Consider the following 20,774-nt stretch of genomic DNA (forward strand, 5'->3'; position numbering starts at 1 on the left):
ATGCCTCGGCTGGCCGGCGCGCCCGGCATCATGCGCGAAGCCGCAGCCGCCTGCATCAGGCATTTGTATCCGTTTTGCGCAGCAGTTCACGCAAGCCTTCCTCGTCGAGGATGTCCACGCCCAGCTCCTGCGCCTTGACCAGCTTGGAGCCGGCTTCGGCGCCGGCGATCAGCCAGGTGGTCTTCTTCGACACCGAGCCCGCGACCTTGCCGCCCCGCGCCTCGATCAGCGCCTTGGCCTCGTCGCGCGTCAACGTGGGCAGGGTGCCGGTGATCACGAAGGTCTGCCCTGCCAGCCCGCCCTGGGGCATCCGTAGTTGCTCGCTCTCCGGCCAATGCACGCCGGCGGCACGCAACTGCTCGATGACTTCGCGGTTGTGGGGTTCGCCGAAGAACTCGACGATGGAGCGGGCGACGATCGGACCGATGTCCGGCACCTGCTGCAAGGCCTCGGCGTCGGCCTCCATCAGCGCATCGAGCTTGCCGAAATGGCGTGCGAGATCGCGCGCGGTAGCTTCGCCGACGTTGCGGATGCCGAGCGCGAAGATGAAGCGCGCCAGCGTCGTCGACCGGCTCTTCTCGATCGCGGCGAGCAGGTTCTGCGCCGACTTCTCGCCCATGCGCTCCAGATTCGCCAGCGCGAGGATGCCGAGCCGGTAGATGTCGACCGGCGTCTTGACGATGGTGGCATCGACCAGTTGCTCGACCAGCTTGTCGCCCAGCCCCTCGATGTCCATCGCCCGCCGCCCGGCGAAATGCAGCAGCGCCTGCTTGCGCTGGGCCGGGCAGAACAGGCCGCCGGTGCAGCGCGCCACGACTTCGTCCTCGCCGCGCACCACATGCGAGCCGCACACCGGACAGGCGGGGAAACGTTCGAGCAGGTCGAAACGCGGCAGCTCGCCCTGGCGCCGCTCGACGACCGGCGCGACCACTTCGGGAATGACGTCGCCGGCGCGGCGCACGATCACCCAGTCGCCGATGCGCACGTCCTTGCGGTCGATCTCGTCCTGGTTGTGCAGCGTGGCATTGGTGACGGTGACGCCGCCGACGAACACCGGTTCCAGCCGCGCCACCGGCGTCAGCGCGCCGGTGCGGCCGACCTGCACTTCGATGCCGCGCAGCAGCGTCACCGCCTCCTGCGCCGGGTACTTGTGCGCCACCGCCCAGCGCGGCTCGCGCGTGACGAAGCCGAGCTGTCGCTGCAGCTCGAGCGAATTGACCTTGTACACCACGCCGTCGATGTCGAAGGGCAGCGTCTCGCGCAGGCCGGCGATGCGCGCGTGGAAGGCCGCCAGCCCGGCCGCGCCCTGCACCACTGCGCGGTGCCCGCACACCGGCAGGCCGAAGGCGGCGATGGCGTCGAGCACTTCGGCATGGGTCGCCGGCAGCGCCCAGCCTTCGGTTTCGCCCAGGCCATAGGCGAAGAAGGACAGCGGCCGGCGCGCGGCAATCGCCGGATCGAGCTGGCGGATGCTGCCGGCCGCGGCGTTGCGCGGATTGACGAAGGTCTTTTCGCCGGCTTCGGCCTGGCGCAGGTTCAGTGCCTCGAAGTCGTCGCGGCGCATATAGACTTCGCCGCGGATCTCCAGCACCGCGGGCGCCTGGCCGTGCAGGCGAAGCGGCACCGCGCGCATCGTGCGGACGTTGCTGCTGACGTCCTCGCCGGTCTCGCCGTCGCCGCGGGTGGCGGCCTGCACCAGCATGCCATGCTCGTAGCGCAGGCTGACGGCGAGGCCGTCGAACTTCAGTTCGGCGACGTACTCGACCTCGGCATCGCCCTCGCCCAGCCCGAGCTCGCGCCGCACGCGGGCATCGAAAGTATGGGCACCGCTGGCCTCGGTGTCGGTCTCGGTGCGGATCGACAGCATCGGCACCCGATGGCGTACCGGCGGGAACTGTTCGAGCGGCCTGCCGCCGACGCGCCGGGTCGGCGAATCGGCGGTGTGGAGCTCGGGATGCGCCTCTTCCAGCGCCTGCAGTTCACGGAACAGGCGGTCGTATTCGGCGTCCGGCACCGTCGGCGCATCGAGGACGTAGTAGGCGTGGTCGTGGCGAGCGATCTCGTCGCGCAGCGCTTGCGCGCGCTGCGCCGCAGAAACGGGCGAATCCATCACAGCGCGAACAGGCGTCTTGCCAGCGGACCGCCCGCGGGGATGCCGCTTTCGGCCATGCGATCCTGGAACTGGCGGATCTGGCTGCGGATCATCGCAGCCGCCTCGGCGCCGAAGGGGGCACGATTGTCATCCACCACCGTGCCCTTGCTCTGCTGCGCCAGCGCACCGGCGAGTTCCATCATGTGATCGAAGGCCGCCACGCCGTCACGCACGCGGGGAACGTCGATGACCAGCGTGACCCCCATGGTCGCCAGCGACGCCATGTCCTCGGAAAACGCGCCCGCTTCCAGGTTGGCCAGCGTGAACAGCGTGCTGCCGTCGTCGGCCAGGGCATGAAAGCTGCCGTCGCCGGCAAGGCTCAGCTCATGGCGCCTGGCGAACTGGGCGATTTCCCGGCCTTCGAGGGGACGCTCGCCGGCGATCACATTGACGCCGATCTGTACGTCCACTTCGGCGCAGAAGCCATCGAGCTGGGCCGCGCCGTGCAGCGTCTCGCCGCGCGCCGGCAAGCCCGGCGGCAGCGCCATGACGAGGTCGGCGACACGCTGCACGCCCCCCGAGAAACGCATGAAGTCCGCTTCGCCGATCGAACCGCGGCGATCGACCAGCTGCAGCGCGGCGCAGAACCAGTGGCAGGCGCCGTCGGCGTCGGGGCCGAGCGGGAACCACAGGTTCTCGGCATCGTTGAAGCCGAACCAGCGGACCGGCTTGGACAGGCCTTCGAGGTGCTCGAGCTGTGCCTGCCAGACACGCTGCACGTCGAGCGGTTCGATCGCCTCGAGGCGGATCACGCAGTCGGTGCGGGCGTCGAGCAGCGCGGGCAGCTCGGGGGCCGAACGCTTGATCGATGCCTCGCGCACCGGGCGCGGGATTTCGTCGTCGCCGTTGCCGAAGCCCGGTTCACGCCGTTCGAAACGTTCCCCCGCCTCTTCGCTCTGCCCGCCGCCGCGCGGTTCGAGCAGCACGTCGCGGTGTTCGGATTTGAAAACCTTTTCGGCCTTGCTGCGGTGCTTGCGTTCCTGCCACTTGTTGTAGGCAAAAATCAGCACCACGACGCCGAGACCCGCACCGATGAGGGCGATCTGAAGTTCGCTGTCCATATGTAAGAGAGATTCCCGAATTCCTTGCTGTTCTTCAGGCTGCCGCCGGCTCGGCCAGGCGCAGCGCTTCTTCCATGTCCACTTCCACCACGCGCGACACACCCTGCTCCTGCATCGTCACCCCAACCAGCTGCTGCGCGAACTCCATCGTGATCTTGCTGTGGCTGATGAAGATGAACTGGGTTTGCGAGGACATGCGCTTGACCATGTTGGCGTAGCGTTCGGTGTTCGTATCGTCCAGTGGCGCATCCACCTCGTCAAGCATGCAGAACGGCGCCGGATTGAGCTGGAACATCGAAAAGACCAGCGCAATCGCGGTTAGTGCCTTCTCGCCGCCGGACAGCAGATGGATGGAGGTGTTCTTCTTGCCCGGCGGCTGGGCGACGATCTGGACGCCCGCATCCAGGATCTCCTCGCCGGTCAGCACCAGTTCGGCCCGGCCGCCGCCGAACAGCTGCGGAAACAGGCTGCCGAACTGGCGATTGACGGTGTCGTAGGTTTCCTGCAACTGCTCGCGCGTCTCGCGGTCGATGCGGCGGATCGCGTCTTCCAGCGTGTCGATCGCCTGCAGCAGATCCTCGGTCTGGGTATCGAGATAGCCCTTGCGCTCGGAGGCGCTGCGCAGCTCGTCGAGCGCGGCGAGGTTGACCGCGCCCAGTTCGGCGATCTCCCGCGCCAGCCGGGAAACTTCGCGCTGCAACGTGCTTTCCTTGACGTCTGCATCCAGCAAGGGTTGCAGCGCGGCCTCGTCGGCGTCGACTTCGAGCAGGCGCTCGGCGAACTGGCCGACCGCCAGTTCGCTGGCCTGCACCGCCAGCCGCAGCTCGGCGACGCGGTTGCGCATCGGCGCGGCTTCCTGTTCGGTGCGCAGCCGCGTTTCCTCTGCCTGGCGAAGCCGGGCCGCGGCGTCTTCCAGCGCGTCGCGGCAGGCGGCCAGCGCAGCCTCGCGGCTCGAACGCAGCGCCAGCGCGGTCTGCAGGGCGTCGAAGCTGCGGCTGTCGTCGGTCGCTTCCAGCTCGGCGGTCCGGGTCTGCGTCTCGGCGACGGCGCGCTCGAACTGTTCGGCGGCCAGTTGCAGGTTGCGGCCGATGTCGTCTAGCTTGCCCGCGCACTCGCGCTCGGAGAACTTCGCTTCCTGCAGCTCGCGCGCCGCTGCCTGTTCCAGCGCCCGCGCTTCCTGCAGGGCCTGCTCGCGCTCGCGCAGTACGTCCATGCCGGCATCGAGGCGCTCGCGCTGCAGTTCGGCGAGCTCTTCCGCCCGTGCCAGGTCGCGCTCGGCGCGGGCCAGATGCTCGTGCTCGGTCTGTTCGAGATGGACCAGGTCTTCCAGATCGCGCGCCAGTTGGCCATGGCGCTCTTCCGCGCGGCTGCGTGCCTGCGCGAGCTTGAGCACTTCGACCTGCTCCGCGTGGACCTGCGCCTGCATGCCCTGGCCGTCGCGCCTCAATGTGTTGATCCGTTCCTGCAAGGCCGTCGCCGCCGCTTCGGCGGCTTGCAAGGCCTCATGGGCGATGGCGGCCTCCTCTTCCAGTGCGCCCTGCTCGTCGGCGAGATGGTCGATTTCGCGCTGGCGCTCGATGACGCCATGGGTGCGGCTGTCGGGCGCCGAGTGCGACAGCAGTCCCCTGCCCAGCATCTGGCCATGCGCACCGACCAGCAGCACCTCGGCCGGCAGCTCGCGGTGGCGCGGCAGCCAGTCATCGAGGTGCTCGACGCAATGGACCCCGCGCAGGAAGCCGGCGAGCAGCGGCTGCAGGCCGGCGTCGAGCACTTCGATTTTCGCCAGCAGCGGTTCCAGCCCGGCATAGCCGTCCCCGGCGGAAGCAGCCGGTGGCGCAGCGTGTTCGGTGCCGAGCACGACCGCGAGCGATTCCGGCGGCACTTCATCCAGCAAGGCGCGCGCGGACGCTGCGTCGGGCGCCAGCAGCGCGGCCAGGCGCTCGCGCAGCACCGCCTGCACCGCCGCGTCCCAGCCTTCGGCGACGCGCAGGCTGCGCCACAGCGGCGGCAGGCTGTCCAGTCCGTGGCGCTTGAGCCAGTCGCCGAGCTTGCCCTGCGACTGCACCTTGGCCTGCAACTGCACCAGCGCGTCGCGGCGCGCACGCAGTTCGGTCAGGCGGCGCTGTACCGCGCGTTCGTGCTCCAGCGCCGCCTTCAATGCCGCCTGCGCATCCGGCATCTCCTGCTGCAACTCGGCCAGGGTCTGCTGCTGTCCTTCGAGCGAAGCCTGCAGGGCTTCGAGGCGCGCTTCACGTTCGGCCAGCTCACGCTCGTCGGGGCCGACGATCGCCGCGCGTTCGCCTTCGATGCGGCCGCGGCGCTGCTGCAAGGCATCGAGCGCCCGCGTCGCGCTGGCGCGGTGGGCCTCCTCGACCCGCAGTTGCTGCTCGGTCTGCGCCAGTTCCCGGCGCGCAGTCACGACAGTGGCATCCGCCGCCTGGCGCTCGGACTCCAGTTCGGGCACCCGCCCGGCGATCTCGGTGTGCCGCGCCTCGGCCTGTTCGGCACGCATCGCCGCATTGTCCGCCAGCCCCAGCCAGCGCTCGCGGTCCTCGATCAGCGCCTCGCGCCGCGCCTCCCAATGAGCGCGGTCGAGTTCGAGCTGCGCCAGGCGGGCCTCCAGGCGCTTGCGCGCCTCGCCCAGGTGCTGCAGTTCGGTTTCCAGCCGCGCCACTTCGGCACTGGCGGCGAACAGGTCGCTCTGCGCCACGTGCACCGATTCGGACGCTTCGAAATGCGCTTCACGCGCCGTTTCGACGGCGGCTTCGAGTTCCTGCAGGCGCGCGCTGTCCGACTCGATGCGCAAGGTGGCGGCGTTCAGCTCCTCGCTCAGGCGGGCCTGCTCGGCCCGGGCCTCGTTGCGCTTGAGCAGCCACAGCAGTTGCTGCTTCTGCACATGGGCCGCGCTCAGGCTGTTGAAGCGCGCCGCGACTTCGGCCTGGGCTTCGAGATGGCCGATGCGCTCGCCCAGCTCCATGCGGATGTCGTCGAGACGGGCGAGGTTGTCGCGCGCATCGCGCAGCCGGCCTTCGGTCTCCTTGCGCCGCTCGCGATACTTGGTGACGCCGGCGGCTTCTTCGAGAAAGCCGCGGATCTCTTCGGGCCTGGCCTCGATGATGCGCGAGATCATGCCCTGTTCGATGATCGCGTAGGCGCGCGGCCCCAGCCCGGTGCCGAGGAACAGGTCGATGACGTCCTTGCGCCGGACGTGCACGTTGTTGATGTAGTAGGTCGACTCGCCCGAGCGGTCGAGCACGCGCTTGACCGAAATCTCGTTGTAGCGCGACCACTGCCCGGCAGCACGGCCTTCGGCGTTGTCGAAGACCAGTTCGACGCTGGCGCGCGACACCGGCTTGCGCGTGGTCGAGCCGTTGAAGATCACGTCCTGCATCGACTCGCCGCGCAGGGCCGAAGCGCGCGTCTCGCCCAGCACCCAGCGCACCGCGTCGATGATGTTGGATTTGCCGCAGCCGTTGGGGCCGACCACACCGACCAGATTGCCCGGCGTCAGTACCGTGGTCGGATCGACGAAAGTCTTGAAACCGGCAAGTTTGAGCTTGGACAGACGCACGTCGGAAGGAGAGGATCGATGCCTGGAAGCGGGAAGCCGGGCCGCAGCCATCGCCAGCATGGCGGCAAGCGGAACGAGGCGGCGGATTGAACGGGGCGAAAACGGCTGCGCAGCCGGGGCTGGCCATCCCGGCGCAGTGCCGGCAAGGCCCGCCATGATACCATTTCCGGCCTTTCCCACTCGGCTGCGGCACGCTGCTGCGGCGTGGATTTTGTGCCAAAGTGAATCCTTACCTCACCCGCCTCCAGCCCTACCCCTTCGAGAAGCTGCGCCAGCTGTTTGCCGGCATCACGCCACCGCCGGATTTGAGTCCGATCCGCCTGTCGATCGGCGAACCCCGGCATCCGACACCCGATTTCATCCGCCACGCCCTGGCCGACAGCCTGGACGGCCTGTCCAGCTATCCGCTGACGCTGGGCAGCGATGCGTTGCGCGGCGCCATCGCCCACTGGCTGGAACGCCGCTACGGCCTGCCGAAGATCGACCCCGCCACCCAGGTGGTGCCGGTCAATGGTACGCGCGAAGCCTTGTTCGCCTTCGGCCAGTGCGTGATCGACGGTACCCGGCCGGGTGCCAAGGTGCTGTGCCCGAACCCCTTCTATCAGATCTACGAAGGCGCGGCCTACCTGGCCGGCGCCGAACCCGTCTTTCTGAACCACCTGCCGGAGAACGGCTTCGCGTCCGGCTTCGATGCCGTCGACGAGGCCGTCTGGCGCGACGTGCAACTGGTCTACGTCTGCTCGCCGGGCAACCCGACCGGCCGCGTGCTGTCGCTGGACGAATGGAAGCAGTTGTTCGAGCTGTCCGATCGCCACGGCTTCGTCATCGCGGCCGACGAGTGCTATTCCGAAATCTGGTTCGACGACGAGGCGAAGCCGATCGGCGGGCTCGAAGCCGCCTGGCGACTGGGGCGCACCGACTTCCGCAACATCGTGATGTTCTCCAGCCTGTCCAAGCGCTCGAACGTGCCGGGCATGCGCTCGGGCTTCGTCGCCGGCGACGCGAGGATCCTGAAGGACTTCGTGCTCTACCGCACCTATCACGGCTGCCAGATGAGTCCGCCGGTGCAGGCAGCATCGGTCGTGGCCTGGAACGACGAAGAACACGTCGCCGAGAACCGCCGCCTGTACCGCGAGAAATTCGCCCGCATCACGCCGATGCTGGCGCCCTGGCTGCCCGTCCGGATGCCGGATGCGGGCTTCTACCATTGGGTGCGCACGCCGCTGCCGGATACCGAGTTCGCCCGCCGTCTGCAGGCTGAATATAATGTGACGGTCCTGCCGGGCAGCTACCTCGCCCGGGAGTCTGGCGGCGTCAACCCGGGCGCCGGATTCATCCGCATCGCGCTGGTTGCCGACACTCACGAGTGTGTCGAAGCGGCCGAGCGCATCATCGACTTCTGCAGAAGTCTCTGAAACTCCAAGAGAGAAAACCAAATGCAAGCACTGCAACAGATCATCGACGAGGCCTTCGAGAACCGCGCCAGCCTGTCGCCCAGCTCCGCTCCCGCCGAGATCCGCGATGCGGTCGAGGCCGTCATTGCCGGGCTGGATGCCGGCACGCTGCGCGTGGCCGAGAAGAAGGACGGCCAGTGGGTGGTCAACCAGTGGATCAAGAAAGCCGTGCTGATCTCCTTCCGCCTGCGCGACAACGAAATCGTGTCGGCCGGCGGCCTCAATTTCTACGACAAGGTCGACACCAAGTTCGGCGACTACTCGCCCGAGCAGTTCCGCGAAGGCGGTTTTCGTGTCGTGCCGCCGGCCGTCGCCCGCAAGGGCAGCTTCATCGGCAGGAACGTGGTGCTGATGCCTTCGTATGTGAATATCGGCGCCTACGTGGATGAAGGCTCGATGGTCGACACCTGGGCCACGGTCGGCTCCTGCGCCCAGATCGGCAAGAACGTGCATCTGTCCGGCGGCGTCGGCATCGGCGGCGTGCTCGAGCCGGTGCAGGCCGGTCCGGTGATCATCGAGGACAACGTCTTCGTCGGCGCCCGTTCGGAAGTCGTCGAAGGCGTCGTCATCGAGGAGAACGCCGTGCTGTCGATGGGCGTGTATATCGGCCAGAGCACCAAGATCTACGACCGCGAGACCGGCGAGGTCACCTACGGCCGCGTGCCCGCCGGCGCCGTCGTGGTGCCGGGCAGCCTGCCCTCGGCCTGCGGCAAGTACAGCCTGTACTGCGCGGTGATCGTGAAGAAGGTCGATGCGCAGACCCGCGCCAAGACCGGCATCAACGAGCTGCTGCGCGGCGCCTGAGTTGGTGGGCAAGAACCTTCCTTATTGACGGAGCATGGCCGGGGCATGATTTTCGACAGCCTTTTCCAGTTGATGGCGGACAAGAAAGCCTCGGACATCTTCATCACCGCCGGCGCCCCGATCCACATCAAGATCCAGGGCAACACGATGCCGATCAACCAGCAGGTCATGGAGCCGGCCATGATCCGCAGGATCGTCGAAGAGGCGGTGCCGGCCGAGAAGCTCGCCCAGCTCGAACGCGAGCGCGAACTGAACCTATCCTTCGGCCGCCGGGACCTGGGCAACTTCCGCGTCAACGTTTTCTGGCAGCGCAGCTCGATCGCGGTCGTCGCCCGCTACATCCAGAGCAACATTCCCTCCGTCCACGATCTCGGCCTGCCCGAGGTGCTGGCCGAGATCGTGATGGAAAAGCGCGGGCTGGTGCTGGTGGTCGGTGCCACCGGCTCGGGCAAATCCACCACGCTGGCGTCGATGCTCGACCATCGCAACCGCAATCGCAGCGGCCATATCCTGACGGTGGAAGATCCGATCGAATACCTGTTCACCCACCGCAAGTCGGTGGTCAACCAGCGCGAAGTCGGCATCGACACGCTGAGCTGGCGGGAAGCCCTGCGCAACGCGATGCGCCAAGCGCCCGACTGCATCCTGATCGGCGAGATCCGCGACCGGGAAACCATGCAGGCGGCGGTTTCGTACGCGCAGTCGGGCCACCTGTGCCTGGCCACGCTGCATGCCAACAACGCCTATCACGCGCTCAACCGCATCATCAACTTCTTCCCGCTCGAGAACCGGCAACTGCTGTATCTCGACCTGGCCGTCGCCCTGCGCAGCATCGTCTCCCAACGGCTGGTGCGCAAACCGGACGGTAGCCGCATGCCCGCGGTCGAGATCCTGATGAACACCCGCCATATCGCCGAATTGATCGAGCGCGGCGAAATCAACGAGATCAAGCAGGCCATGGAGCAGAGCCTGGCACCGGGCTGCCAGACTTTCGAACAATGTCTGTACGAGCTGTACAGCGACAAGATCATCTCGCTCGAGGAGGCACTGGCCAATGCCGACTCCCCGACCAACCTGCACTGGCTGATCAACAACGCCCAGATCGACGCTGCGCCAGCCGCCTCGCCGCCGCCCGATTCGCCGAGCCTGCTCAATTTCGACCCGGATGGCGGCGGCGCCTCGTTTCAGGAGTTCACGCTGCACGCAGACCGGGACTGAGCGCGATTGTCCACCCCACGCCTAGATCACACTGAATGCCTCACGCCGACTCCCCCACGCTGGCCCTCGCCTGCGAACTCATCGCCCGCCCCTCGGTCACGCCCGACGACGCGGGCTGCCTGGAACTTCTCGCCGAACGGCTGCGTGCAGCCGGCTTCGGCTGCGAGCGCATCGACACCGGCGGCGTCTCCAACCTGTGGGCGCGCCGCGGCAAGGCGCAGCCGGTGCTGTGCTTCGCCGGCCACACCGACGTCGTCCCGCCCGGCCCGGCGGCGGCCTGGAAGACGCCGCCGTTCGAGCCCACCATCATCGACGGCATGCTCCACGGCCGCGGCGCGGCCGACATGAAATCCTCGCTCGCCGCCTTCGTCACCGCGATCGAGCGCTTCGTCGCGGCCCATCCGGGCCACGGCGGCAGCGTCGCCCTGCTGCTGACCTCGGACGAGGAAGGCATCGCCACGCACGGCACGGTCAAGGTGGTCGAGGCCTTGGCGGCACGCGGCGAACGGCTCGACTACTGCATCGTCGGCGAACCGACCTCGGTGCATGCGCTCGGCGACATGATCAAGAACGGCCGCCGCGGTTCGCTGTCCGGCACGCTGAGAGTCAAGGGCCGGCAGGGCCACGTCGCCTACCCCCACCTCGCGCGCAATCCGATCCATGCCTTCGCGCCCGCGCTGGCGGAGCTGGCGGCGATCGAATGGGACCAGGGCAACGAGTTCTTCCCGCCGACCACCTGGCAAGTGTCCAACATCCATGCCGGCACCGGCGCCAACAACGTCATCCCGGGCGTCTGCGAAGTGATGTTCAACTTCCGCTTCGGCTCGGTGTCCTCGGCCGACGGCCTCAAGGCGCGGACCCACGAAGTGCTCGACCGCCACGGTCTGGACTACGAGATCGACTGGCACCTGTCGGGCAAGCCTTTCATCACCGGCCGCGGCAAGCTGGTGGCCGCGCTGTCCGGCGCCATCGCCGACACGCTGGGCATCGAAACCGAACTTTCCACCACCGGCGGCACTTCGGACGGGCGCTTCATTGCCGACATCTGCGCCGAAGTCGTCGAGTTCGGCCCGGTCAACGCCACCATCCACCAGGTCGACGAACGCATCGCCGTCTCGGCGATCGAACCGCTGTCCCAGGTTTACGAACGCACCCTGCGCGCCCTGCTGGCCGCATGAAGCCGTCCGGCCGCCCGAAACAAGGAATCACATTTCCATGAACCAACATTCGTCCGATCACGCGCATTGCGACCACGCGCATTGCGACCACGAGCATGATCATATGCACGAGCACGGCCCGCTGGCCGAGCTGGTCACCGTACGCGACTGGCTGCGTTATGCCGTCACCCGCTTCAACCGCGCCGGCATCTTCTGCGGCCATGGCACCAACGACAGCTACGACGAAGCCGTGTGGCTGCTGCTGGGTTCGCTGGCGCTGCCGCTTGACCGGCTCGAGCCCTTCCTCGATGCCTGCATTCCGGCCGAGGAGCGCATCGCCCTGTTCGAAGCGATCGAACGCCGCGCCGGCGAACGCGTGCCGACCGCCTACATCCTCGGCGAAGCCTGGCTGGGCGACTTCCGCTTCACGGTCGACGAGCGCGTCATCGTACCGCGCTCCTTCTTCGCCGAACTGCTGGAAGACGGCCTCGCGGGATGGATCGACGAACCCGAAAAAGTCACCAGCGTGCTGGACATGTGTACCGGCTCCGGCTGTCTCGCCGTGCTGATGGCGCATGCTTTCCCCAACGCCGAAGTCACGGCCGCGGACCTGTCCGAAGACGCGCTCGACGTCGCGCTGCAGAACGTGAGCGACTACGGCCTGGATGCACGCATCGAGCTGGTGCAGTCGGACGTGTTCTCGGCCCTCGGCGGACGCCGCTACGACCTGATCCTGAGCAATCCACCCTACGTCACGGGCGACGCGATGGACGCCCTGCCCCCCGAATACCTGCACGAGCCGCACATGGCGCTCGCCGCCGGCGATGACGGGCTGGACGTCGTGAGGCGGCTGATCGCCGAAGGCGCGGAGTACCTGAACCCGAACGGCCTGCTGGCCGTCGAGGTCGGCCACAACCGCGACATCGTCGAAGAGGCTTTCCCCGACCTGCCCTTCACCTGGCTCTCCACCCGTGGCGGCGACGACATGGTGTTCGTGCTGAGAAGGGAAGATCTGGCCGGCAATCCGGCGCCGGGCGGCCGGCGATCCGGCGACCGGAAGCCCAGCGCCGAGCCTTGAGTTTCCACTGCATCGCCACAGGACTGAATCAGGGGGCTTAGAGCGATGAGCAACAACCGTCCGATCCTGCTCGTCGAGGACAATCCCGACGACGAAGCGCTCGCGCTTCACGCCTTCAGCAAGAACCAGATCACCAACCCGGTGATCGTGGTACATGACGGTGCCGAGGCGCTGGACTACCTGTTCGGCACCGGCAGCTATGCCGGCAGCAGCGGACCGCTGCCTGCCGTGGTGATGCTGGACCTGAAGCTGCCGCGCATCGACGGCCTGGAAGTGCTGCGCCACATCCGCGCCGATTCGCGCACCACGCTGCTGCCGGTGGTGGTGCTGACCACCTCGCGCGAATCGCTCGATCTGCAGCAGGCCTACAATCTCGGCGCGAACAGCTACGTGCGCAAGCCGGTGGACTTCGAGCGCTTCGTGCAGGTCATCGGCCTGCTCGGCCGCTACTGGCTGGAGGTCAACGAAAGCAGCGACGCCAGCACCCGCAACGGCTATTGAGTCGGGCCGGGGTACTACAAAGGACAGGCGCCACGCGAGCGCCCGTCATGTGCGAGAAGCTCAGGCGAGCTCGTCGATCCAGGCCTGCTGGATGCCTTCCAGGATGCGCTCGCCGCAGCGCTTGGGGTCGTCGTCGAATTCGGGCAGCGCGATCACCCAGTTCATCAGGTCGACGAAATTCACCCTGGTCGGATCGACATCCGGCCGGGCTTCCGACAACTGGATGGCGATTTCCTGCACGTCGGTCCATTTCATTTCAGTGCTTTCCTTCGCGGGCCATGTTGATCGTGTAGCGCGGGATTTCCACCACCAGCGGCGTGTCGCCGACCTGGGCTTGGCACGACAGTCGCGATTGCGGCTCCAGCCCCCAGGCCTTGTCGAGCAGGTCCTCTTCCTCTTCCTCGGCGGGAGGCAGCGACTCGAAACCCTCGCGCACGATGACGTGGCAGGTCGTGCACGCGCAGGACATCTCACAGGCATGCTCGATGTAGATGTCGTTCTCGATCAGGCTCTCGCAGACCGACTGGCCCGGCTTGGCTTCGATCACGCTGCCGTCGGGGCAGAGTTCGACATGGGGAAGGACAATGATCTGGGTCATGATGGGTCAGAGTTCCAACTCGTCTACCTTGTGGCCGGCCAGCGCAGTGCGGATGCTGTTGTCCATGCGGCGGGCGGCGAATTCGTCGGTGGCACGCGCGAAGGCGTCGATGCCGGTCTTGATGGCACGGTGGTCGCTGCCGGCACGCAGCACGCGCAGATGTTCGATCGCGGCATCGATCGCGGCGCGCTCGCCGGCATCGAGCAGATGGCCGTCCTTGGCCAGCGCCTGCTCGGTGGCCTCGATCACGCGCTCGGCTTCGACCTGTTGTTCGCGCAGCGCGCGCAGCATCATGTCGTCGCCAGCATGTTCGACGCCGGATTTCAGCATTTCGGCGATCTCGTCGTCGGACAGGCCGTAGGACGGCTTCACCAGCACGCTCGCTTCGACGCCCGAGGACATCTCGCGCGCCGACACCGACAGCAGGCCGTCGGCATCGACCTGGAAAGTCACGCGGATGCGCGCCGCGCCCGCCACCATCGGCGGGATGCCGCGCAGCTCGAAGCGCGCCAGCGAGCGGCAGTCGGCGACCAGCTCGCGCTCGCCCTGCACGACATGGAAAGCCATTGCCGTCTGGCCGTCCTTGAAGGTGGTGAATTCCTGCGCGCGCGCGATCGGCAGCGTGGAGTTGCGTGGCACGACCTTCTCCACCAGCCCGCCCATGGTCTCCAGGCCGAGCGACAGCGGAATGACGTCGAGCAGCAGCCAGTCGTCGTCCTGTTCGGCGCGGTTGCCGGCCAGGACGTTGGCCTGCATCGCGGCGCCGAGCGCGACCACCTTGTCGGGGTCGAGATTGGTCAGCGGCTCCTGGCCGAAGAAAGCAGCGACCGCGCGCTGGATGTGGGGCATCCGCGTGGCGCCGCCGACCATCACCACGCCCTTGATCTCTTCCGGCGTCAGCCCGGCGTCGCGCAAGGCCTTGCGCACCGGCGTCAGCGTCTTCTGCACCAGGTGGCGGGTCATGTCGGCGAATTCGTCGCGGGTGACGACGAGATCGACCAGTTCGCCCGACCCCAGGCGCAGGTGGATCGGCGCTTCCTCGCACGAGGTCAGCAGTTCCTTGACCTCGCGCGCCTTCATCTGCAGGCGGCGGGCGTCCTCGAGCGAAGGCGGCGCGATCGCGGCGCGCTCGAGGATGGCGCAGAACAGGCGGTGGTCGAAGTCGTCCCCACCGAGCGCGGCATCGCCATTGGTCGACAGCACCTCGAACACGCCGTGCGACAGCTTCAGGATCGACAGGTCGAAGGTGCCGCCGCCGAGGTCGTAGACGGCGTAGACGCCCTCGGCGGCATTGTCCAGGCCATAGGCGACCGCCGCGGCGGTGGGTTCGTTGAGCAGGCGCAGCACGTCCAGTCCGGCCAGGCGTGCCGCATCCTTGGTCGCCTGGCGCTGGGCATCGTCGAAGTAGGCCGGCACCGTGATGACCGCGCCCACCAGCGGACCGCCCAGGCTGGCTTCGGCGCGCACCCGCAGCGCGCGCAGGATCTCGGCCGACACTTCGACCGGGCTCTTGACGCCCTGCACTGTGCGCAGCCGCAGCATGCCCGGTCCGTCCTCGAAGTCGTAGGGCATGATGGCCTCGACGTGGGCGACGTCCTTCAGGCCGCGGCCCATGAAGCGCTTGACCGAGACGATGGCGTTGCGCGGATCGGTGGCCTGCGCCTTCAATGCGCCCTGCCCGACTTCGATGCTGCCATCGGCGTGGTAGCGCACCACGGACGGCAGCATGCTGCGGCCGGATTCGTCCGGCAGGCACACGGCGATGCCGTTGCGCACGCTGGCGACGAGCGAATTGGTGGTCCCGAGGTCGATGCCCACCGCAAGCCGGTGTTTGTGCGGTTCGGGGGACATGCCGGGTTCGGCGATCTGCAACAGGGCCATCAGGGAATCCGTGCCTCTTGTGTTCAGCCTTCGAGCGCGAGCAGGGCTTCGTCGATCTCGTGCTGGAGTTTTTCGATGAACATCAGCCGGCGCACGGTGTCGGCTGCTGCGGCATGGTCATGTTCGACATCGAGCTGGCGTTCCAGCTCGGCACGCACCGCCCGCGCATGGCGCAGCAGGCGCGTGTGCAGTTGCTCCAGGTCCTCGACCTCCGCCGCCTGGCGCGCCTCCTCGACCGCTTCGCGCCATTCCATCTGCTCCATCAGGAATTCGGGCGACATCGCGGTGTTGGTTTCGGCGCCAACGTCCACGCCCGCCAGTTCCAGCAGATAGCGGGCGCGGGACAGCGGCTTCTGCAGCGTGCGAAAACCCTCGTTGACGTGCGTCGCCCATTGCATCGCGCGACGCTTGTCGACATCCGGCAGATGAGCGTAGCGGTCGGGATGGACCTGTGACTGCAGGCCATGCCAGGCGGCTTCGAGCGCCGCCTCGTCCAGAGCATAGCTGCGCGGCAGACCGAACAGGCTGAAATGGTCCTGCTTGAGATCGATGCTCATGCCTCGTCGCGCGCCATCAGACGTTGAAACTCTCGCCGCAGCCGCACTGGTCCTTGACGTTCGGGTTGTTGAACCTGAAGCCCTCGTTCAGCCCTTCCTTGACGAAATCCAGCTCTGTGCCTTCCAGATAGGCCAGGCTCTTCGGATCGACCACGACCTTGACGCCGTGGCTGTCGAACACCAGATCCTCGTCGTGGGTGTCGTCGACGAATTCGAGCTTGTAGGCCATGCCCGAGCATCCCGAGGTCTTCACCCCGAGGCGGATGCCGAAGCCCTTGCCGCGCTTGGCGATGAAATTCGCCACATGGCGCGCAGCGTTTTCAGACAGGGTCACGCCCATGGTTCTTGCCTCCTGTTCGCGGCCGTTCAGGCCGGATGCTTCTTGCGATAGTCGGCCACGGCGGCCTTGATCGCATCCTCGGCCAGGATCGAGCAGTGGATCTTGACCGGCGGCAGCGCCAGTTCCTCGGCGATCTGGGTGTTCTTGATGTCCAGCGCTTGGTCGATCGTCTTGCCTTTGACCCATTCGGTCACCAGCGAGCTCGACGCGATCGCCGAGCCGCAGCCGTAGGTCTTGAACTTCGCATCCTCGATCACGCCGTCCTTGCCGACCTTGATCTGCAGCTTCATGACGTCGCCACAGGCGGGGGCGCCGACCATGCCGGTGGCCACGCCTTCTTCCTCCTTGCCGAAGGAGCCGACGTTGCGGGGGTTTTCGTAATGGTCCAGGACCTTGTCGCTGTAAGCCATGATGTTTCTCCAGGGGTTTCCGTCTTTATTCGTTGGCGCTCAGTGCGCGGCCCACTGCACCGTGTCGAGGTCGATGCCTTCCTTGTACATCTCCCACAGCGGCGACAGCTCGCGCAGCTTGCCGATCTTGTTCCGCAGCAGATCGATGGTGAAATCGACTTCTTCCTCGGTGGTGAAGCGGCCGATCGAGAAGCGGATCGAACTGTGCGCCAGTTCGTCGTTGCGGCCCAGCGCACGCAGCACGTAGGACGGCTCCAGGCTGGCCGAGGTGCAGGCCGAGCCGCTGGAGACCGCGATGTCCTTGATCGCCATGATCAGCGACTCGCCTTCGACGTAAGCGAAGGAAATGTTCAGGTTGTGCGGCACGCGATGCTCGAGGTCGCCATTGACGTAGGTCGCCTCGATGCCGGTCAGGCCGTTCATCAGTTTGTCACGCAGCCTGAGGATGCGTTCGTTCTCGCCCGCCATTTCCTCGCGCGCGAGGCGGAAGGCCTCGCCCATGCCGACGATCTGGTGCGTCGCCAGCGTACCCGAGCGCATGCCGCGCTCGTGGCCGCCGCCGTGCATCTGCGCTTCGAGGCGCACGCGCGGCTTGCGGCGCACGTACAGCGCGCCGACGCCCTTGGGGCCATAGGTCTTGTGCGCGGAGAAGCTCATCAGGTCGACCTTCAGGCTGCCGAGGTCGATGGCGACCTTGCCGGTGGCCTGCGCCGCATCGACGTGGAAGACGATGCCCTTGCTGCGACAGATCTCGCCGATTTCGGCGATCGGCTGCACCACGCCGACTTCGTTGTTGACGAACATCACCGACACCAGGATGGTGTCCGGACGGATCGCCGCCTTCAGCACCTCGAGGTCGATCAGGCCGTTTTCCTGCACGTCGAGATAAGTGGCCTCGAAGCCTTCGCGTTCGAGTTCGCGCACCGTGTCGAGCACTGCCTTGTGTTCGGTCTTGACCGTGATGACGTGCTTGCCCTTGCCCTGGTAGAAGTGCGCCGCACCCTTGATCGCGAGGTTGTTCGACTCGGTCGCGCCCGAGGTCCAGACGATTTCCTTGGCATCGGCCCCGACCAGCGCCGCGACCTGTTCGCGCGCTTCCTCGACCGCCTGCTCGGCTTCCCAGCCGTAGGCGTGCGAGCGGCTGGCCGGGTTGCCGAAGTGTTCGGTCAGCCACGGGATCATCTTCGCCGCCACGCGCGGATCCACCGGCGTCGTCGCAGAGTAGTCGAGGTAGATCGGGAACTTCAGCATTGCATCTCTCCGCAGAGGGGTTTGTCTCGTTGTCAGGTTTCGAACGCCGGCGCGGTTCAGCCCGCCACCGACGCCAGTTTTCTCAAATCTTCGACCACGCGCGACAGGGTCGCGACGAATCGCGCCACGTCGTCAGCCGTGGTCATGCGCCCAAGGCTGACGCGCACCGCTCCGCGCGCCACCACCGGATCGACGCCCATCGCCAGCAAGGTATGGGACGGCTCGGGCTGGGCGCTCGAGCAGGCCGAACCGCTGGCGCAGGCAAAGCCCGCGCGATCCAGCTTGCCCACCAGGGTTTCGCCATCGATGTTGCCGAAGGCGAAAAATACCGTATTCGGCAGGCGCTGCGCTGCCCGTGAAAACACGGTGGCACCGAGCGCGGCCAGACCTGTCTCGATCTCGCCACGCAGCAGCGCCAGCCGCTGCGCCTCGGTTTCGCGGTGCGCCACCGCCCGTTCGCAGGCGACACCGAAGCCGACGATCGCCGCCACGTTCTCGGTGCCGGAGCGCAGCCCGCGCTCCTGCCCGCCCCCGGCGATCAGCGGCGCCAGTTCGACACGCTTGTCCACCACCAGCGCGCCCGCGCCGAGCGGACCGCCGATTTTGTGCGCCGACAGCGTCATCGCATTGACGCCCAAGGCACGGAAATCCAGCTCGGCCTTGCCCAGCGCCTGCACCGCGTCGGTGTGGAACCAGGCGCCCGGCTTGCGCGCCTCGGCCGCCAGCGCGGCAATGTCCTGCAGCACGCCCGTCTCGTTGTTGGCCAGCATCACCGACACCAGCGCCGGCTTGGCCTGCAGCGTTGCGCCCCAGTCGGCCGCATCGATCACGCCATGCGCGTCGACCGCGATTTCCTTCAGCGTCCAGCCGGTTCGCTGCAACTGCTTTGCCGGTTCGCGCACACAGGGATGCTCGATCGCGCTGACGGCGACGGTACCGGGCTTGAGACAGGCCGCCGCGCCTTTCAGGAAGAGGTTGTTCGCTTCCGAACCGCCGCTGGTGAAGATCACTTCCGTCGCGTGAGCGCCGACTGCCGCGGCCACGCGCGCACGCGCCTCGTCGACGGCTGCGCGCGCCTGCCTGCCGTATTCGTGCCGGCTCGACGCATTGCCGAAACGAACCGGCTCGGCTGCGCCCAGCCAGGGCAGCATGGCTTCGCGCACCAGCGGATCGAGCGGCGTCGTGGCGTTCCAGTCGAGATAGACCGGGGCAAAACTCATCCCTGCCCTCAAGCTGCCGCGATTTCACGCGCCTGCAGCGTGGCGCGGCGGCGGATGTTCTTCAGGACCGCCATGTCGGAATCCGGCTTGACCTGGCGCTCGACGAGCGCACGCAGGGTCACGGAATCGAGATAGGCGTACATGCGCTTGTTCAGGTTGGCCCACAGATCGTGCGTCATGCAGCGCTGCGCGTCGTGGCAGTTCTGCTTGCCGCCGCATTGCGTGGCATCCAGCGGCTCGTCCACGGCGATGATGATGTCCGCCACCGTGATCTCGTCCATGCTGCGCACCAGGCGGTAGCCGCCGCCCGGGCCGCGTACGCTGCTGACCAGATCGTGGCGGCGCAGCTTGCCGAACAGCTGTTCGAGATAGGACAGCGAGATCTTCTGCCGTTCGGCGATGCCTGCCAGCGTCACCGGACCGTCGTCCTGGCGCGCCGCCAGATCGATCATCGCCGTCACGGCGAAACGTCCCTTGGTCGTCAATCTCATCGCGTCATCTCTCCGAAACCTTGAGTCGCCCGGCAAGGATGCCACGCATCCTGAATACCCGAACGTTTCGGTCAACTATACTTATCCCGACAAAAACGGTCAACTATATGGAGAGACCGATGGCTTCAATCCACCATCCGCGACAGGCGAGAGGCATCGAAATCATCCTTCGCCTCGATCGACGAGTCGAGTTGCAGGCCGGCTGCCTCGAGCCGGGCCGCCATCGCCAGCAGGCGGCGGTCGGTTTCGACCGCATGATCCAGCAGGCCGTGCAGCGCCTTGGACACGGGGTCGTCCATGTCGCGGGTGACGCCGTAAGCGCTGAAGCCCATCTGCTCCGCCTTCTGCTCACGTTGCGCGTCGCGCTCGGCGTCGACGATCCGGGCCGGGTTGCCGACAGCCGTCGCGCCGGAGGGCACCGGCTTCACGACCACCGCATTCGAGCCGATCTTGGCACCGTCGCCGACGGTGAAGCCGCCCAGTACCTTGGCGCCGGCGCCGACCACCACGCCCCTGCCCAGCGTCGGATGCCGCTTGGTACCGCGGTAGAGCGAAGTGCCGCCCAGCGTGACGGCCTGGTAGATCGTGCAGTCGTCGCCGATCTCCGCCGTTTCGCCGATGACCACGCCCATGCCGTGGTCGATGAAGACCCGCCTGCCGATGATCGCGCCAGGGTGGATTTCGATCCCGGTCAGGAAACGGCTGACGTGGCTCAGGAAACGGCCCAGCCAGAACCATTGCCGGCGCCACGCCCCGTGGGCGAGACGATGGAACATCAGCGCATGCACGCCCGGGTAACAGGTCAGCACCTCGAACGTGGAGCGGGCTGCAGGATCGCGTTCGCGAACGCTGGCCAGGTCTTCACGCAGGCGGCTGAACATTTTTGGACGGACTCCGGAATGGATTGGACTGACAGTACGGAAAACGGATGCGGGGCCGGAAACGCACATACCTGCCGACGCCGAATTCCCGACGATTTTAATCGACTTGGCGACAAACTTGAAACGGCCGCACCCCAGGCCGCTCACGG

19 protein-coding genes are annotated in these 20,774 nt (G+C 67.0%); 6 read left to right on the forward strand and 13 right to left on the reverse strand.

Annotation, left to right across the window (positions count from 1 at the left end; genetic code table 11):
• Positions 1-55: 55 nt before the first annotated feature.
• Genes ligA through smc form a run of 3 tightly spaced genes read right to left on the reverse strand, consistent with a single transcriptional unit; the run spans position 56 to position 6,784 of the window.
• The gene (ligA, locus tag TBU01S_RS14235) at positions 56-2,110 is read right to left on the reverse strand and encodes an NAD-dependent DNA ligase LigA (protein ID WP_068637287.1); all 2,055 of its coding nucleotides are present in this window, start codon (positions 2,108-2,110) and stop codon (positions 56-58) included.
• A complete protein-coding gene (locus TBU01S_RS14240) occupies positions 2,110-3,213 on the reverse strand; it encodes a cell division protein ZipA (protein ID WP_068637288.1) in 1,104 nt (367 codons plus the stop codon). The genes ligA and TBU01S_RS14240 overlap by 1 nt, the downstream gene beginning before the upstream one ends.
• A gap of 34 nt (positions 3,214-3,247) precedes the next feature.
• Positions 3,248-6,784 carry a chromosome segregation protein SMC gene (smc, locus tag TBU01S_RS14245; protein ID WP_174524540.1) on the reverse strand — a complete coding sequence of 1,179 codons (3,537 nt, stop codon included), beginning with the start codon at positions 6,782-6,784 and terminating at the stop codon, positions 3,248-3,250.
• 221 nt (positions 6,785-7,005) lie between these two features.
• On the opposite strand from smc, the gene dapC reads away from it, so the two are divergent.
• Genes dapC through TBU01S_RS14275 form a run of 6 tightly spaced genes read left to right on the forward strand, consistent with a single transcriptional unit; the run spans position 7,006 to position 12,996 of the window.
• Positions 7,006-8,199, forward strand: a complete 1,194-nt coding sequence (gene dapC, locus TBU01S_RS14250) for a succinyldiaminopimelate transaminase (RefSeq protein ID WP_068637289.1) — start codon at positions 7,006-7,008, stop codon at positions 8,197-8,199.
• Between the two features lie 21 nt (positions 8,200-8,220).
• On the forward strand, positions 8,221-9,042 hold the full coding sequence (gene dapD, locus TBU01S_RS14255) for a 2,3,4,5-tetrahydropyridine-2,6-dicarboxylate N-succinyltransferase (RefSeq protein ID WP_068637290.1): 822 nt from the start codon (positions 8,221-8,223) through the stop codon (positions 9,040-9,042).
• A gap of 45 nt (positions 9,043-9,087) precedes the next feature.
• On the forward strand, positions 9,088-10,260 hold the full coding sequence (locus TBU01S_RS14260) for a PilT/PilU family type 4a pilus ATPase (RefSeq protein WP_068637291.1): 1,173 nt from the start codon (positions 9,088-9,090) through the stop codon (positions 10,258-10,260).
• 35 nt (positions 10,261-10,295) lie between these two features.
• Entirely contained in the window at positions 10,296-11,438 is a 1,143-nt protein-coding gene (dapE, locus tag TBU01S_RS14265) for a succinyl-diaminopimelate desuccinylase (RefSeq protein ID WP_068637292.1), read from the forward strand.
• 37 nt (positions 11,439-11,475) lie between these two features.
• The gene (gene prmB / locus TBU01S_RS14270; RefSeq protein WP_068637293.1) at positions 11,476-12,495 is read left to right on the forward strand and encodes a 50S ribosomal protein L3 N(5)-glutamine methyltransferase; all 1,020 of its coding nucleotides are present in this window, start codon (positions 11,476-11,478) and stop codon (positions 12,493-12,495) included.
• Positions 12,496-12,540: 45 nt separating this feature from the next.
• Positions 12,541-12,996 (forward strand): response regulator, encoded by a 456-nt coding sequence (locus TBU01S_RS14275; protein WP_068637294.1) that lies wholly within the window; start codon positions 12,541-12,543, stop codon positions 12,994-12,996.
• Between the two features lie 60 nt (positions 12,997-13,056).
• Here the strand turns inward: TBU01S_RS14275 and iscX are convergent, their stop codons facing one another.
• From iscX to cysE, 10 genes are all read right to left on the reverse strand, one after another.
• Positions 13,057-13,251 carry a Fe-S cluster assembly protein IscX gene (iscX, locus tag TBU01S_RS14280; protein ID WP_068637295.1) on the reverse strand — a complete coding sequence of 65 codons (195 nt, stop codon included), beginning with the start codon at positions 13,249-13,251 and terminating at the stop codon, positions 13,057-13,059.
• Between the two features lies 1 nt (position 13,252).
• Positions 13,253-13,594 (reverse strand): ISC system 2Fe-2S type ferredoxin, encoded by a 342-nt coding sequence (gene fdx / locus TBU01S_RS14285; RefSeq protein WP_068637296.1) that lies wholly within the window; start codon positions 13,592-13,594, stop codon positions 13,253-13,255.
• Between the two features lie 6 nt (positions 13,595-13,600).
• Positions 13,601-15,475, reverse strand: a complete 1,875-nt coding sequence (gene hscA / locus TBU01S_RS14290) for a Fe-S protein assembly chaperone HscA (RefSeq protein ID WP_068637297.1) — start codon at positions 15,473-15,475, stop codon at positions 13,601-13,603.
• Between the two features lie 23 nt (positions 15,476-15,498).
• Complete coding sequence (gene hscB, locus TBU01S_RS14295; protein ID WP_068637298.1) at positions 15,499-16,032, reverse strand: Fe-S protein assembly co-chaperone HscB; 534 nt, start codon at positions 16,030-16,032, stop codon at positions 15,499-15,501.
• Between the two features lie 16 nt (positions 16,033-16,048).
• Positions 16,049-16,372, reverse strand: a complete 324-nt coding sequence (gene iscA / locus TBU01S_RS14300; RefSeq protein WP_068637299.1) for an iron-sulfur cluster assembly protein IscA — start codon at positions 16,370-16,372, stop codon at positions 16,049-16,051.
• A gap of 26 nt (positions 16,373-16,398) precedes the next feature.
• Positions 16,399-16,782, reverse strand: a complete 384-nt coding sequence (gene iscU / locus TBU01S_RS14305; protein ID WP_068637300.1) for a Fe-S cluster assembly scaffold IscU — start codon at positions 16,780-16,782, stop codon at positions 16,399-16,401.
• Between the two features lie 39 nt (positions 16,783-16,821).
• Positions 16,822-18,033, reverse strand: a complete 1,212-nt coding sequence (locus tag TBU01S_RS14310; protein ID WP_068637301.1) for an IscS subfamily cysteine desulfurase — start codon at positions 18,031-18,033, stop codon at positions 16,822-16,824.
• Between the two features lie 56 nt (positions 18,034-18,089).
• Complete coding sequence (locus tag TBU01S_RS14315; RefSeq protein WP_068637302.1) at positions 18,090-19,253, reverse strand: cysteine desulfurase family protein; 1,164 nt, start codon at positions 19,251-19,253, stop codon at positions 18,090-18,092.
• 8 nt (positions 19,254-19,261) lie between these two features.
• A complete protein-coding gene (gene iscR / locus TBU01S_RS14320; protein ID WP_068637303.1) occupies positions 19,262-19,744 on the reverse strand; it encodes a Fe-S cluster assembly transcriptional regulator IscR in 483 nt (160 codons plus the stop codon).
• A gap of 125 nt (positions 19,745-19,869) precedes the next feature.
• On the reverse strand, positions 19,870-20,625 hold the full coding sequence (gene cysE / locus TBU01S_RS14325) for a serine O-acetyltransferase (protein WP_068637304.1): 756 nt from the start codon (positions 20,623-20,625) through the stop codon (positions 19,870-19,872).
• Between the last annotated feature and the right edge of the window lie 149 nt (positions 20,626-20,774).

Source organism: Thauera butanivorans NBRC 103042 (assembly GCF_001591165.1).
GTDB lineage: Bacteria > Pseudomonadota > Gammaproteobacteria > Burkholderiales > Rhodocyclaceae > Thauera > Thauera butanivorans.

Excerpts from the sequence above, each read along its gene's own strand:
- dapE (WP_068637292.1), top strand. The coding sequence starts at position 10,296 with ATGCCTCACGCCGACTCCCCCACGCTGGCCCTCGCCTGCGAACTCATC.
- iscR (WP_068637303.1), bottom strand. The coding sequence starts at position 19,744 with ATGAGATTGACGACCAAGGGACGTTTCGCCGTGACGGCGATGATCGAT.
- iscX (WP_068637295.1), bottom strand. The coding sequence starts at position 13,251 with ATGAAATGGACCGACGTGCAGGAAATCGCCATCCAGTTGTCGGAAGCC.
- prmB (WP_068637293.1), top strand. The coding sequence starts at position 11,476 with ATGAACCAACATTCGTCCGATCACGCGCATTGCGACCACGCGCATTGC.
- iscA (WP_068637299.1), bottom strand. The coding sequence starts at position 16,372 with ATGGGCGTGACCCTGTCTGAAAACGCTGCGCGCCATGTGGCGAATTTC.
- TBU01S_RS14260 (WP_068637291.1), top strand. The coding sequence starts at position 9,088 with ATGATTTTCGACAGCCTTTTCCAGTTGATGGCGGACAAGAAAGCCTCG.
- TBU01S_RS14240 (WP_068637288.1), bottom strand. The coding sequence starts at position 3,213 with ATGGACAGCGAACTTCAGATCGCCCTCATCGGTGCGGGTCTCGGCGTC.
- TBU01S_RS14310 (WP_068637301.1), bottom strand. The coding sequence starts at position 18,033 with ATGCTGAAGTTCCCGATCTACCTCGACTACTCTGCGACGACGCCGGTG.
- TBU01S_RS14275 (WP_068637294.1), top strand. The coding sequence starts at position 12,541 with ATGAGCAACAACCGTCCGATCCTGCTCGTCGAGGACAATCCCGACGAC.
- cysE (WP_068637304.1), bottom strand. The coding sequence starts at position 20,625 with ATGTTCAGCCGCCTGCGTGAAGACCTGGCCAGCGTTCGCGAACGCGAT.
- dapD (WP_068637290.1), top strand. The coding sequence starts at position 8,221 with ATGCAAGCACTGCAACAGATCATCGACGAGGCCTTCGAGAACCGCGCC.
- fdx (WP_068637296.1), bottom strand. The coding sequence starts at position 13,594 with ATGACCCAGATCATTGTCCTTCCCCATGTCGAACTCTGCCCCGACGGC.
- hscA (WP_068637297.1), bottom strand. The coding sequence starts at position 15,475 with ATGGCCCTGTTGCAGATCGCCGAACCCGGCATGTCCCCCGAACCGCAC.
- ligA (WP_068637287.1), bottom strand. The coding sequence starts at position 2,110 with ATGGATTCGCCCGTTTCTGCGGCGCAGCGCGCGCAAGCGCTGCGCGAC.
- TBU01S_RS14315 (WP_068637302.1), bottom strand. The coding sequence starts at position 19,253 with ATGAGTTTTGCCCCGGTCTATCTCGACTGGAACGCCACGACGCCGCTC.
- hscB (WP_068637298.1), bottom strand. The coding sequence starts at position 16,032 with ATGAGCATCGATCTCAAGCAGGACCATTTCAGCCTGTTCGGTCTGCCG.
- iscU (WP_068637300.1), bottom strand. The coding sequence starts at position 16,782 with ATGGCTTACAGCGACAAGGTCCTGGACCATTACGAAAACCCCCGCAAC.